Origin of the sequence: Formosa bonchosmolovskayae (assembly GCF_051016085.1) — a bacterium.
Classification (GTDB): Bacteria; Bacteroidota; Bacteroidia; order Flavobacteriales; family Flavobacteriaceae; genus Formosa.
The window spans coordinates 3,265,859-3,279,142 of sequence record NZ_CP174605.1; the positions used below are offsets into that span (position 1 = coordinate 3,265,859).

The 13,284-nt window shown below is 34.3% G+C and carries 11 protein-coding genes; 6 read left to right on the forward strand and 5 right to left on the reverse strand.

Going from position 1 to position 13,284, the window contains the following annotated elements:
- The first annotated feature begins 104 nt into the window (after positions 1-104).
- Positions 105-557, forward strand: a complete 453-nt coding sequence (locus tag ACKC83_RS13945; protein ID WP_382381349.1) for a cold-shock protein — start codon at positions 105-107, stop codon at positions 555-557.
- A gap of 420 nt (positions 558-977) precedes the next feature.
- On the opposite strand, the gene ACKC83_RS13950 is transcribed toward ACKC83_RS13945, so the two are convergent.
- Entirely contained in the window at positions 978-2,210 is a 1,233-nt protein-coding gene (locus ACKC83_RS13950) for a hypothetical protein (RefSeq protein ID WP_434035981.1), read from the reverse strand.
- Complete coding sequence (locus ACKC83_RS13955) at positions 2,200-3,504, reverse strand: DUF4270 family protein (protein WP_434035982.1); 1,305 nt, start codon at positions 3,502-3,504, stop codon at positions 2,200-2,202. Before ACKC83_RS13955 ends, ACKC83_RS13950 begins: the two co-directional genes overlap by 11 nt.
- A gap of 274 nt (positions 3,505-3,778) precedes the next feature.
- Here ACKC83_RS13955 and ACKC83_RS13960 point away from each other — a divergent pair, with 274 nt between their 5' ends.
- The 4 genes from ACKC83_RS13960 to ACKC83_RS13975 all read left to right on the forward strand — a co-directional run bounded on the left by ACKC83_RS13960 (position 3,779) and on the right by ACKC83_RS13975 (position 7,006).
- Positions 3,779-4,765: a Kelch repeat-containing protein gene (locus ACKC83_RS13960; protein WP_414034453.1), complete on the forward strand. Its 987-nt coding sequence runs from the start codon at positions 3,779-3,781 to the stop codon at positions 4,763-4,765.
- Between the two features lie 111 nt (positions 4,766-4,876).
- Complete coding sequence (locus tag ACKC83_RS13965) at positions 4,877-5,203, forward strand: DUF4907 domain-containing protein (RefSeq protein ID WP_434035983.1); 327 nt, start codon at positions 4,877-4,879, stop codon at positions 5,201-5,203.
- A gap of 13 nt (positions 5,204-5,216) precedes the next feature.
- Entirely contained in the window at positions 5,217-6,275 is a 1,059-nt protein-coding gene (locus tag ACKC83_RS13970) for a sensor histidine kinase (protein ID WP_434035984.1), read from the forward strand.
- Positions 6,272-7,006 carry a LytR/AlgR family response regulator transcription factor gene (locus ACKC83_RS13975; RefSeq protein WP_434035985.1) on the forward strand — a complete coding sequence of 245 codons (735 nt, stop codon included), beginning with the start codon at positions 6,272-6,274 and terminating at the stop codon, positions 7,004-7,006. The genes ACKC83_RS13970 and ACKC83_RS13975 overlap by 4 nt, the downstream gene beginning before the upstream one ends.
- Here ACKC83_RS13975 and ACKC83_RS13980 read toward each other — a convergent pair.
- The gene (locus ACKC83_RS13980; RefSeq protein WP_434035986.1) at positions 6,995-7,603 is read right to left on the reverse strand and encodes a pseudouridine synthase; all 609 of its coding nucleotides are present in this window, start codon (positions 7,601-7,603) and stop codon (positions 6,995-6,997) included. The genes ACKC83_RS13975 and ACKC83_RS13980 overlap by 12 nt on opposite strands.
- On the reverse strand, positions 7,590-9,893 hold the full coding sequence (locus tag ACKC83_RS13985) for a DNA topoisomerase 3 (RefSeq protein WP_434035987.1): 2,304 nt from the start codon (positions 9,891-9,893) through the stop codon (positions 7,590-7,592). The genes ACKC83_RS13980 and ACKC83_RS13985 overlap by 14 nt, the downstream gene beginning before the upstream one ends.
- A 243-nt stretch (positions 9,894-10,136) precedes the next feature.
- Here ACKC83_RS13985 and ACKC83_RS13990 point away from each other — a divergent pair, with 243 nt between their 5' ends.
- Positions 10,137-11,945, forward strand: coding sequence for a DUF885 domain-containing protein (locus tag ACKC83_RS13990; protein ID WP_434035988.1), 1,809 nt, complete (start codon positions 10,137-10,139; stop codon positions 11,943-11,945).
- Positions 11,946-12,041: 96 nt separating this feature from the next.
- Here the strand turns inward: ACKC83_RS13990 and ACKC83_RS13995 are convergent, their stop codons facing one another.
- Entirely contained in the window at positions 12,042-13,274 is a 1,233-nt protein-coding gene (locus ACKC83_RS13995) for a porin (RefSeq protein ID WP_434035989.1), read from the reverse strand.
- Positions 13,275-13,284 lie beyond the last annotated feature (10 nt).

The following is a 13,284-nucleotide window of genomic DNA, read 5'->3' on the forward strand; positions in this document are numbered from 1 at the left end:
CATTATCTTTGTAAAGAATTGTAATGCGATTAATCGTCTTTTTAAAGACGTTAAGGTGTTCATTTCAATAAACTTAATTCTCAATTTAAAACAAGTAGTAATTTATGGCTAAGTCTCAACAGACGTACAATAAAATCGAAAAAGAAAAAGCACGTCAAAAAAAGCGTGAAGACAAACTAAAGAAAAAAGAAGCTCGTAAAGCTGAGTCTAAAGATTCTCAAGGTATTCAATTTGCCTATGTAGATCAATACGGAAATCTTACAGATACGCCACCAGATCCAGCAGATAAAATTAAAGTTGAAGCAGAAGATATTGTTATCGGAATTCCTAAAAAAGACGATAGTGATATTGAAGAAGTGGATCCAATCCGTAAAGGAAAAGTATCATTTTTTGATAGCTCTAAAGGTTTCGGATTTATTATCGATGCAGAAAATTCAGAAAAATATTTCTGTCACGTAAGTGGTTTAATTGATACTATTATCGAAAATGATAAAGTTCAGTTTGAATTAGAACGTGGTATGAAAGGTATGAATGCAGTTAGAGTTAAGAAAATTTAATCTTAAGTATAATTGCAATAAATTTTGTGATATCATTGTTGATATTCCTAGAAGTTAAATTTAACTTCTGAATATGATTTATAAAAAGACAGCTTTAAAAGGTGTCTTTTAACAATGATGATATTTCATGTTTTATACTAAAATTTACTCGCAGGAAGTTACTTGTTAGTTTTTTTTAGTGTAGAATAAATAAGATTATTTCTTTTCTTCAGATTCCATCTTGGAATCTGAATTGGTTTTAAAGGCAAGCGTTTCTATTTATTTGAATGCCAATTGGGCTATTCAACAGCTAAAAAGCCATTTTAAGTCTACTTTTAGTGTAGTGCATATTAAAGTTCGGTGCAATTTTGCTAATCTTCCGTTTGTATTCGGAATTAGGAATAACAAAATTGCAGTCTTTCTTTAGTATACAATTGATTTTTATTGAAACTTTCTTTTCTCAAACCAACGTCCAGCCAAACTAATGTTTAAAGTTAGCATATGGTAATTCTCTTTAATAAGACCATCGTAAATTTGACCTTTTTTTCCATAAGAGTAGGCGATGTTTAACATGGATACCGTATTGTAACTTACAGGTATTCCTAAACCAAGATTAAGAGAGTAATTGTTTATCTTTTTATCATTAATTTCTAAATTTCCACTGTCGTAACTTAGTCCTGCACGATACTGCATTCTGTTTCTAAATTTTAACGGATTCCCATTGGGATCAAATTCTATCCCGAATCCAAAAATATCTTGATCTACAAATGTTCCTAACTGATCGGTTTGGTCGGTGTCTGTCCAATATTTCTTTTTATAATCGAAAGCGACATTCACTTGCTCTAAAAATGTGGTTTGTATACCCACTCCAACTTCTAAGGGTAATTTAAAATCTTCTAAATCTTGTTCTAGACTAATATCACTATCGTACAATTGAGAAATATCTCTATATTGTATACCACTCAAATTAGTTGGTAAATTTACAGTGGCCCCTAAAGTTGTGTTTTTTACGGGTTTGTATTGAATTCCGGCTCCAAATTGTAGTCCCGAATAACTGTTGGCATCATAAATGTCTAATACATTAGTTCCGATATAATTCACTTCGTTTTCAATAATCTGACCGAATAAAACAGAACCCGTTACTCCAAGACTTAAATTGTCTAACACGGCGTAACCGTAATTTAATTTTAAATCGTTTAAACCTCCGGAACCATTAATGTCGCTATAAAATGAGCTTATAGAACCTTCAATATCCCGTTCCAAATTGGTTAAATTATACCCTACACTAGTATATGGAATAAGCGTCACACTCACTCCTGATTTTTTATTTAAAGGAAAAGCAAATGCAACGTTAGAAAAGTTAGCTATGTTTTTGTATTCTTTAACGCCACCCTCTATTTGAATTCCGTATTCCGATTTTAGTCCCACATCAAAAAAGAATGTGTTTAAAGGGATGCTGGACATAGAAGCGGGATTTAAATTATTAATAAACTCCGAAGAACTACCAGCAATTCCTGTGCCTCCTAAACTTATTGTTTTTCCTGTATTTGCTGTGTTAAATGTACCCATTCCATAAAGGGAATAAGGCGAACTCGATAACGAATTAGTCTGAGCAAATGCGGTCGAGACCATTAGACTTAAAGTTGCTGTAAATAAATTTATCTTAATACTCATTATATAGGGCGTAGTTTAATTCTAAAAATGTTTTCAAATTGTTTTCTTCGGAATCTTCTCCTTCCAAAATATAACGGTCTACAGAATCTGTAAATCCTTGTGATGTAATGCCTAAGAAAAGATTTGACGCATTGGTGGCGTTCAATTTTAAATCAAGAAAATATTTTAAAGAAATGACGTATGATGTGTAATTAGAATCGAATTCATCTGTTAATTTTCGGCCGTAAACTATACTTCCTGTATAATCTGTTAAGGTGGTGACGATCTCAGATTTCTGATCGATGATATAGACATTTAAAGAATCTCGGGTAGATAGATTATCTGTACTTGAATTCTTTTTAAGCGATATCTTTAAATTGGCATCCATTATAGAACCCGAACCGTTAAGCGTATTAATACGTTCTATAAAAGGAATATCTATTTTAGTGGCTAACCCACTACCAGCTTGAATAAAATTTAAATTATCTGCAAGCGTACTCGGTAGTTCGTCGGTTTGTTCTTGTAAAGTGTTAAACACAGTTGTCCCGTAATCTGAAGTCATGTTGTTAAAGCTATTATCGGTGTCTATAGCGATGTCGTAATACCCTTCTTCGGTGTCATCTTCATTAGCAATAGAATAATATAATCTTAGTTTTGATGTCGTTCCAATTCCTATTACAGCCGTATTGGCATCATCGGCTTCAATCATAATGCCTTTATATTTATCTAGAAATTCGGTGCTACTATTAATTTCGTTGTCTTGAATGTCTTCAAATATTTGCTTACCATAATCTGAATTTAAAGTAAAATGAATAGAGTCTTCGCGTATGGGCGTCGGACTAAACTGCACACTTCCAATAGAAGTGGGGTTCGTTTTAAAGGTGGTTGTGTTATAAAAGTAGTCTTCATCTGGTGTTATGGTTTCTAGTACTTCATAAACATTAAATTTTTGTGTCGGTATAGTATCGTTATAATAGTAATCTGTGTAATCTAATAAGAGTGCTACAGAGTCGTAAACGGCATCAGAATCTATATAGAGCGAAGAGCTATTTAGCTGAATGTATGGTGTGGTTTTTACATGTCCAAAAGTAGGATCGGTGTAACCACCTATTAAATAACGGCTAGGTGTTGTTACAATAATCGAGTCGAATTTATAGGTAGATGTATTTACTGTAAAGGTATCTATATAGAATACTTTTGTTCCATTATCTATCCAATCCTCTCCAATTACAGATGTGGTGTCAGAATCGCATGCTTGTAAAAGCATCATAAAACAACAGGCTCCAAGGAGTGTTCTAAAAAATATTGAGTTCATATGTAATTTTTAATATTAAGCGAACTTAAACGGTAAGCCTTTACTTTTAAAAAGAGATATACCAAATACACATTTACATCTTCAAACACCTTAAAATTCTCGATGTCTTTCATAAATCGTATTCATCGATTAAGAGTATGGGTTGGTATAGACAAATTCCTAACCTATCTACTTTATTTTCTAAAACTATAGTAAGCTTGTAGTTTTGGACTTGTTATTTAAAACATGCTGGCATATAATAAAACAGCAATTAAATTTATAAATGAATCTAAATATGAGTACAAATTCTACAAGAGTATTAATGTTGTGTGTATTAACATTAAGTCTGTTTAACTGTTCTAGCGACGATGATGGTGGCGACAGAGGAAACTGGAAACAACGTTCTGTTTTCGATGGTGTACCAAGAAGTAATGTTGTTGGTTTTGTTTTAGACAATATGGGGTATATGGGGACTGGTTACGATGGAGATGATTATTTGAATGATTTTTGGGAATATAATATAGACGGCGATTATTGGGTGCAAAAAGCCGATTTCCCTGGTACAGAAAGAAGTTCTGCTTCTGGTTTTGCAGTTAATGGAAATGGTTATTTAGGTATCGGTTATGATGGAACGAATGAATTAAGTGATTTCTGGGAGTATAATAACGATACCAATCAATGGACGCAGAAAGCAGATTTTATTGGCGGACCAAGACGTGCGGCTATAGGATTTTCTGGAAATAATATGGGGTTTATCGGAACCGGATATGATGGTGATAACGATTTAAAGGATTTCTATAAATATAATCCAACAACCGATGAATGGTCTGAACTTGTTGGTTTTGGAGGAGAAAAACGTCGTTTTGCAACGTCTTTTAGTATAGGAGATAAAGTATACATCGGAACAGGTGTTAGTAACGGCTTGTATAAATCTGATTTCTGGGAATTTGATCCCGCTACAGAAGTGTTTAATAGATTAAACGATCTAGACGAAGAAGACGATTATAATATTACACGATCTAATGCTGTTGGATTTAGCATGGACGGATTAGGATATATCGTAACAGGTTATAATGGTGGTGTTTTAGGGTCTACATGGGAGTATAATCCAGGAACAGATTCTTGGGATGATATCACAAGTTTAGAGGCTTACACACGCCAAGATGCCTTAGGATTTTCTGACGGTAGTAGAGCATTTGTTCTTTTAGGACGAAGCGGTAGTTTGTATTTAGATGATAATTACGAGTTGTTTCCACAGGAAGATTATGACGATGAAGATTAATTTGTTGTCAATCAAATAAAATTACCCTTTAAATTAAATAATAGTTGTTTGTTTTTTTAATTAAATCCCCGGGTGTAATGCTGTATATCTGGGGATTATTTTGTTTACTTTATGAAGAATATATTAAAATTATTTTTAGTTTTCGGATCTATAGTGTTAATATGCGTAGTGGTATTTCAATTGAATAGCAATTCGGGTTATAATGTACATGTGTATAAAGTAAATACGGGGTATGGTTACGAGATTAGTATGGATAGTAAACTGTTAATAAAACAAGATCATGTTCCTGCGATTGATGCACAACATACATTTTGTAATTCAGACGATGCTCTAAAAATCGCTAACTTGGTAGTTCGTAAACTGGAACACAAGGAAAACCCTAGAATCACGAAAGCAGAATTAGATAAACATGCGATAGCACTAAACTGTTTAAATTAATAACAAATTAATAATGACTAAAAAAACACAACTTTTTAAAATTTTAAAAAAGGAAGGCTTTATACATCTCGTAATATGGGCTGTTTTTTTGTTTGTGTTTTTCCTTCAGGTGTATTTTAATACCGGAAGAATACCTAAAGCTTTTCTTAATTTCTTAATTGTTGGTATTTTTAGTTTCTATATTAATTATCTAATTTTAGTTCCGTACTTTTTACTTAAAAAAAAGAATGTAAATTACTTTATAGCCGTTATTGGTTTAATTGTTTTATGTGTTGTTTTGGTTGAATTTGTTTTTCCTAAACCAGAAATAATTCATCGTTTACCACCACCACAAAACGATATGAACGACCCTGGCGAACGTCCTAGTTTTAGAGGTATTCGTATTGGGTTTCCGTTGTTTTTTAATATCATTTTAATTCTTATAGGAACCGCTATTAAAATGTATTTAGAATGGGATAAAAACATACAACATCAAAAAGAAGTGGAGTCTCAAAAATCGTCTGCCGAGCTTCATTTTCTTAAAAATCAGTTGAGTCCGCATTTTCTATTTAATTCCTTAAATAGTATTTATTCCTTAACCAGTAAAAAATCTAATGATGCTCCAGAAGCTGTAATCATGCTTTCTGAGCTCATGCGATATATGCTGTACCAAGCAGATAATGAATTTGTAATGCTAAATGACGAATTAGATTATATTCAGAATTATTTAAAATTACAGCGTCTTAGGATTGCCAATAATCGCGACGTCACCTTACTGATTAGAGGAGGTATTTCACAACAAAAAATAAGACCTTTATTATTAATTGCATTTATTGAAAATGCGTTTAAATACGGTACAGACTTTAAAGGAAACACATTAGTACGCATTGAAATTATGGTTAATGCTAACGAACTTAACTTCAAGTGTGTTAATTTAATAGGTAACAGAAAACAAGATCCTGAAAATTCGGGTATAGGCTTGCAAAACACTAAGGATCGTTTACAGTTATTGTATCCAAACTTGCATACGCTTAAAATAGATACAGTAGACAATCAATATATCGTTAATTTAAATCTAAATCTTTCCGTATGAAGTGTATCATTATAGATGACGAGCCTTTAGCTATAGATGTAGTCGAATCGTACTTAAAACAAATGGGAGGGATGGATATTGTGGCGAAATGTACCAATCCGTTAGAAGCGATTACGCTTCTCAATAAACACAGTGTAGATTTAGTGTTTTTAGATATAGAAATGCCTAATTTAAGTGGTATTGATTTAGTGAAATCTATAGAAAACTTACCTCAATTTATATTTACAACAGCCTATCCGCAATATGCATTAGACGGATTTAATTTAAATGCCACAGATTATTTAGTCAAACCCATGCCGTTTCACAGATTTATAAAAGCTGTAACGCGAGCAAAAGAAAAATACGAATTGGAACACTTACAACCTGCAAGTGGAATGCCAGCAGCTATAGGCGCATTTCAGAAACAAGAAAACGATTTTATCTTTGTGAAATCGGAATATGAAAACATTAAAATTAAAACCGAAAACATTATATATGTTCAGGGGTTAAAGGATTACATTAAAATTCATATCGAAGGGACCAATAAAGCTATAATTACTTTATTAAGTTTTAAAGATATGATGGATAAATTACCAGGGAACAATCATTTTATGCGTGTTCATAAATCGTTTATTGTAAATGTAAACTCCATTAAAGCCTTACAAAAGACTAAAATTGTGTTACAAAACGATATGCGTATTCCAATTGGAGAAACGTTTAAAAAGGATGTTCTAGAACGTTTAGGCGTCTAAATTAAGTTCTCTTTTAATATCTAATAATTCCAAAGAATCTCCTGGTTGTAAGTCGTCAAGATAAATAGTCCCAACGCGAACTCGGACTAAACGGAGTGTTGGATACCCTACTGCCGAAGTCATTTTACGGACTTGTCTAAATTTGCCTTCGTTTAATATAATCGAAACCCAAGAGGTCGGCCCGTGTCTTTCGTCTCTTAATTTTTTCCAGCGTTCGGGTAAATTAGGAACCTCATCTAACTTAAAAGCAGGGCAAGGTTTGGTAGTGTATTTGGTGCCGTTTAATCCTATTTCAACACCATTTTGTAAAGCTTTAATAGCCGCTTCGGTTATGTCGCCATCTACTTGGGCATAGTACTCTTTATCGACTTTCGAGCTGTTTACAAAATCACTCATTTTACCATCGGTAGTGAGTAATAAAAGCCCTTCAGATTTTTCATCTAAACGACCAATTGACATAGTGCCTTCAGGGAATTCTCCCAACTCACCAAGCAACTTTTTACGATGCTGTTTTTGTCCGTTGTTTATAAACTGACTTAAATAGCCATAAGGTTTATATATTTTAAAGTGTTGATGCATAACTTTAAATTGATGCATTTAATATTTTAAATACCAAGGCTTTTGTAAGTTTTTCTCCAGCCGATTTTTCTCTAATCGTATCAAAAGTAACTTTAAAATCGCAACCCGATTTATAGGCACTACAACCATAAGCGGTCTTGCCTTTCATAACGGTGCCTTCTTTGCATTTCGGACACGTTAAAGTATCAGGAACTTCTGTTTTAGTTTCTTTTTTAACGGCGATTTTAGGTTCTAAAACCAGTTTAAAATCATCGTCAAATCGCAACAAGCCTTCAACAGTACCTTGCTCAGTTTTGAATCCTTTTAGGTTGACAGTCGATCCTTTTTGAAGTAAACGGATGTATTGTTTTTCAGAAATCTTTTTATCGCTAAAACTGAATGGCAATACGAATTTACAACCCGATTTAAATGCGCTACAACCGTAAGCCGATTTTCCTTTTATCAGGTTGCCTTGTTTACATTTCGGACAGTTCTCAGATAAAATACCTGCCTGTTTCTTCGTTTCAGCTTTGGCTGTCTTTTTTTCGGCATTTGCTTCATAAGAGATATTGGCACGTTTGGTTTCACTACGTACTTCGTACACCAACTCGTCAACCATGCGTTTCATGTTATTTATAAACGTTCCCGCATTGTATTCGCCTTTTTCTATATCTTTTAATTGCTTTTCCCACAATCCTGTCAGTTCTGCAGATTTTAATAAATCGTTCTGAATGATATCTATCAACTGTATTCCAGTTGTAGTAGGCAGTAATTGTTTTTTATTACGGACAATGTATTTTCTTCGGAATAAGGTTTCAATAATATTGGCTCGTGTAGACGGTCTTCCAATACCATTTTCCTTCATGAGCTCGCGCAAATCATCATCGTCTACTTGCTTACCTGCCGTTTCCATAGCACGTAGGAGGGAAGCTTCCGTAAATTGATTTGGTGGTTTGGTTTGCTTTTCTAAAAACGAGGGTTCATGAGGTCCTTTTTCACCTTTAACAAACGTGGGTAAAATACCTGATTCTTTTTTCTCTTTATCAGGAGATTCAAATACAACACGCCACCCTTTTTTAAGAATTTCTTTTCCAGTGGTTTTAAAATTTACTTCGGCCGCTTTACCAATTACCGTGGTATTAGATACCGAACAATCATCGTAAAACACAGCAATAAATCGCTTTACTATAATGTCGTAAACCTGTTGCTGATTGTATTGTAAATTAATCTGAATTCCCGTTGGGATAATAGCGTGGTGATCGGTTACTTTTTTATCGTTGAATACTTTAGCCGATTTCTTAATTTTCTTGCCTAAAAGCGGTTCGGTTAAGGTGTTGTATTTTGATAATTTCTGAAGAATGCCATGTACTTTTGGATACACGTCGTTCGGTAAGAACGTGGTATCTACTCTAGGATAGGTCACCACCTTTTGCTCGTACAGCTTCTGAACGATTTTTAAAGTTTCATCTGCCGAAAATCCAAATTTCGTATTACAATATACCTGTAATCCTGTTAAATCGAATAATTTAGGCGCATATTCTGTGCCTTTCTTTTTGGTAATCGAAACAATTTCAAAATCGTCTTCTTTAACTTTATTGGCGAGTAACTCACCATCTTCCATCTTTAAAAAACGCCCTTCTTCATAACTAAATAAGGTGTCCCGATACATGGTTTGTAACTCCCAATAGGGTTGTGGCTTAAAATTTTCAATCTCTTTAAACCGATTTACAACCATAGCCAAAGTTGGTGTTTGCACACGACCAATAGATAACACTTGCTTGTAACCACCATGTTTAACGGTATATAAACGCGTCGCATTCATCCCTAATAACCAGTCGCCAATCGCTCTAGAAAACCCAGCGTAATACAAATTATCGTACTGTTCAGACGGTTTTAAATGCTCGAAACCTTCCTTTATGGCTTCTGTGGTTAAGGACGAAATCCATAAACGTTCCACCTTACCTTTATACTCTGCTTGGTCTAAAACCCAACGTTGTATTAATTCTCCCTCTTGACCAGCATCCCCGCAGTTTATAACCACATCGGCTCTGTCAAATAATCCTTTTACAATATTAAATTGCTTCTGAATTCCGGAATCCGAAGTTACTTTTGTTTTAAATTTCTCGGGAAGCATGGGTAAATTGTTTAAATCCCAACTTTTCCAATGTGGCTTATAGTCGTTTGGTTCAAACAATGTACATAAATGACCAAAAGTGTAAGTTACCGCGTAGCCATTACCTTCGTAATATCCATCGTGTTTGGTATTCGCACCTAAAACAGACGCAATTTCACGGGCTACACTTGGCTTTTCGGCTATACAAACTTTCATTTTCTTTCCTTAAATAAGAGTCCGCAAAATATAACTTTTAAGGAGTAAAAAGAAGCAGAGTTATCAGGAGTTATTAACGAATAATTTGGTCTTCAGTTTTTAAGTTTTATACAAATTCCGGTTGCTTTTTCTTCATTTTAATCAGATTTGGATATGGAAATTGACTATCGAACCCATATTTGCTTTCACTTCATTTAATTAGCTATATTTAGCCTAAACCTAATTTAACTTGATAAACATTTTATGAAAACATGTAACATTACAAAAATCGGACTGCCGGTTTTACTTTTTCTACTAGTATTTGCTTCCTGCAAAGAAGAACCAAAAGCTGTCGTTAGTCAGAAAGCAGAACTGAATGCATGGTTTGATGTGAAGTACGAAGAGTTACTTCAAATGAGTCCGATGCACTTAACTTCTCTAGGTCGAAAAGATTTAAATGATAAAATCGACGACATGAGTAAAGAAGCGGAAGATAGAAAACTCGCTTGGTATACCGAAAGTGCCAAAATATTAAAAGAAACCTTTGATTATGATAATTTGGATGAAGCAGACCAAGCCTCTTACGACTTATGGATGTATCAATACGAGATGTTAAAGGAAAGCATGACGTATAGAGATATGGAATATGTATTTGAACAAATGCGTGGTGCACATACGTACTTTCCAAACTTCTTAATCAATTATCATAAAGTGGATAGTCTGCCAGACATGACGGCATATATTTCTAGAATTAAAGGTGTAGGTGTTGCTATGAATCAATTGTTGGTTAAAGCTCAAGACCAAGCCGATTTAGGTATATTACCTCCAAAATTTGCTTTCGAAACAGTTATTTCTCAAACAAAAGGATTACTTGATGGTAAAACAGTATTAGAAGATATGCATAGAAAAACCGATGCGCTTTTAGCTTCAGAACAAATAACTTCTGAAGAGGCTGAATCTTTAAAACAAGAATCGGCATCTGTAATTCAGGAAGCATTTATACCTTCGTATCAGAATCTTTTAACGTGGTTAGAATCTGAAATTGAAAATGCAGAAGCAACGCCTACAGGAGTTAGCAGACACGACAATGGTAAAGATTTTTACAACTATCAGTTAAAAGTTTTTACCACTTCCAACCTAACAGCAGACCAAGTGCATGAAAAAGGCTTGGAAGAAGTGGCTAGAATTAGAGAAGAAATGCTAGCGATTAAGGATAAAGTTGGTTTCGATGGCGACTTAAACGCTTTTTTTAAGTTTGTAGATAGCGACCCACAATTTTACTTTCCAAATACAGACGAAGGTAGACAAGGGTATTTAGATGAATCCACAAAATATCTAGATGCTATAGAGAAGAAATTACCCGATTACTTCGGAATTCTTCCTAAAGCCAAATTAGAAGTTAAACGTGTTGAAGCCTTTAGAGAGCAAGACGGTGCACCACAACATTATAATGCAGGAACTCCGGATGGCTCTAGACCTGGAACGTATTATGTTCATCTTTCTGATATGAGTATGATGGACAAAACCACAATGGAAGGTGTCGCGTATCATGAAGGTCTACCAGGGCATCACATGCAAATTTCTATTGCTCAAGAATTAGAAGGTGTTCCACAGTTTAGAACTCAAGCAGGTTTTAGTGTGTATAGTGAAGGTTGGGCATTATATTCGGAAATATTGGCTAAGGAAATGGGCGGATACCAAAATCCGTATTACGATTTCGGACGCTTGGTTAATGAAATATGGAGAGCCATCCGTTTGGTGGTCGATACTGGATTACATGCCAAAGGCTGGACGGAAGCAGATGCGTTTAAATATTTCAAAGAAAACTCATCGGTGTCAGATGGTGCTATTACCGCAGAAGTACAACGCTATATGGTAATGCCTGGACAAGCGACATCTTACAAAATAGGAATGCTTAAAATTCAGGAATTACGTAAAACAGCAGAAGACAAATTAGGTGATAAATTTGATATAAAAGGATTTCACGACACCGTGCTTGGTGGAGGCGCTTTACCAATGGAATTATTAGAACGTCGCGTTAATATGTGGATTGATTCGCAAATGAAACACTAACATTTTCATATATGCATTAAAGCATATAGTGAAGACATAAAAACGCCTTGTATCTTTATAAGATACAAGGCGTTTTCTATACATAAAGATGATATTTTAAAAAGAAATATCCCATTGAACTCTAAAACGTAAGCCGTTATCGTAAATTCCGGTCTGGTCTTGAAAGTTGAAGTATGTAACTTCAGACGTTAACTTATTTCTATGACCATTAAAAAACCAGTTAAATGCCAAAACAAATTCTTCTTCTAAATTATTAGATAAATGTGTATTCGGAATGTAATAAGCATAGCGCGCCGCAACCTCTAAGGGTTTTGGAAACTTAGGCCAGATACTATGGAAAAAATATCCAGACTGAAAATATGCACCTTTTAAATTAGTGGTTTGGTCATTTACATAATCGTAAATTTCTTTAGTATGAAATTCGTTTTGCCAAGATAATCCACGATACATAAAGGCAGTTTCTAGTAAAAATTGATTGACTTTATATTGTCCGTCTACACCATCTTCAAAACCAACTAATTGTCCGCCACCAGCTTGAGAAAAACGTGTGTACGGGCTTCGGTTGGTAGTTGCCGCTACAGCAATTAATCCGGTAAAGTCATCATGATAGGCCAAATCTGAACCCGTGAAACTCAATTCACGTCCCAAAAAATTATATTGTAAGCGCCCCACATACATTAAATGTTCGTCGTCATTTTCTGTGGAACCACGTCCCGTACCTGTTAAAATGGAAGCGTGATATGTAAAATCGGCAAATTTGCTCGGGTTAATTCTACCATAAAACTCAACACCTTGCTGTCTATCTAGAGTAAAAGGACGCGTTAAAATAGAACGGTCTGCCATTTGTTGTTTTCCAGAAGAAATTACGCGTTCTCGGTTGTAATAGGTTTTCCATTGCCCAACTTTAATTTTAAAGAACGAATACTTTTCAATCATAACTCTAAAATCCATAAGATTTCCAGCAGATACTTCGTATTCCCAGTAGTATTTTAACCAAGGTTTATAAGCGTGACCACCTACTTTTAAACGGGCTCTATTTATCTTAAAAACCGTTTCCTTTTCGGAATATATTTCATCGTAGGTTACCGGATTTAAATCACTTGGAGTGGAAAATCTAAATTGTAAACGCGATTCTATATGAAGAGCATATTTCTCATCAGACGTTTTAAACTCAAAACCTTCATCGGTATATTCAATTTCAATTTTTTGCTTCTTAACCGCCGTTGAATCTTTTAACGCAGCAGATTTGTCTTGTCCGTAGCTTAAAGCAGTCGACAAATAAAGACAAGACAGAAGTAAATAAAATAATGATTTGGTCGATTTTTTCATAAGGTATAAA

Excerpts from the sequence above, each read along its gene's own strand:
- ACKC83_RS13945 (WP_382381349.1), top strand. The coding sequence starts at position 105 with ATGGCTAAGTCTCAACAGACGTACAATAAAATCGAAAAAGAAAAAGCA.
- ACKC83_RS13950 (WP_434035981.1), bottom strand. The coding sequence starts at position 2,210 with ATGAGTATTAAGATAAATTTATTTACAGCAACTTTAAGTCTAATGGTC.
- ACKC83_RS13955 (WP_434035982.1), bottom strand. The coding sequence starts at position 3,504 with ATGAACTCAATATTTTTTAGAACACTCCTTGGAGCCTGTTGTTTTATG.
- ACKC83_RS13960 (WP_414034453.1), top strand. The coding sequence starts at position 3,779 with ATGAGTACAAATTCTACAAGAGTATTAATGTTGTGTGTATTAACATTA.
- ACKC83_RS13965 (WP_434035983.1), top strand. The coding sequence starts at position 4,877 with ATGAAGAATATATTAAAATTATTTTTAGTTTTCGGATCTATAGTGTTA.
- ACKC83_RS13970 (WP_434035984.1), top strand. The coding sequence starts at position 5,217 with ATGACTAAAAAAACACAACTTTTTAAAATTTTAAAAAAGGAAGGCTTT.
- ACKC83_RS13975 (WP_434035985.1), top strand. The coding sequence starts at position 6,272 with ATGAAGTGTATCATTATAGATGACGAGCCTTTAGCTATAGATGTAGTC.
- ACKC83_RS13980 (WP_434035986.1), bottom strand. The coding sequence starts at position 7,603 with ATGCATCAATTTAAAGTTATGCATCAACACTTTAAAATATATAAACCT.
- ACKC83_RS13985 (WP_434035987.1), bottom strand. The coding sequence starts at position 9,893 with ATGAAAGTTTGTATAGCCGAAAAGCCAAGTGTAGCCCGTGAAATTGCG.
- ACKC83_RS13990 (WP_434035988.1), top strand. The coding sequence starts at position 10,137 with ATGAAAACATGTAACATTACAAAAATCGGACTGCCGGTTTTACTTTTT.
- ACKC83_RS13995 (WP_434035989.1), bottom strand. The coding sequence starts at position 13,274 with ATGAAAAAATCGACCAAATCATTATTTTATTTACTTCTGTCTTGTCTT.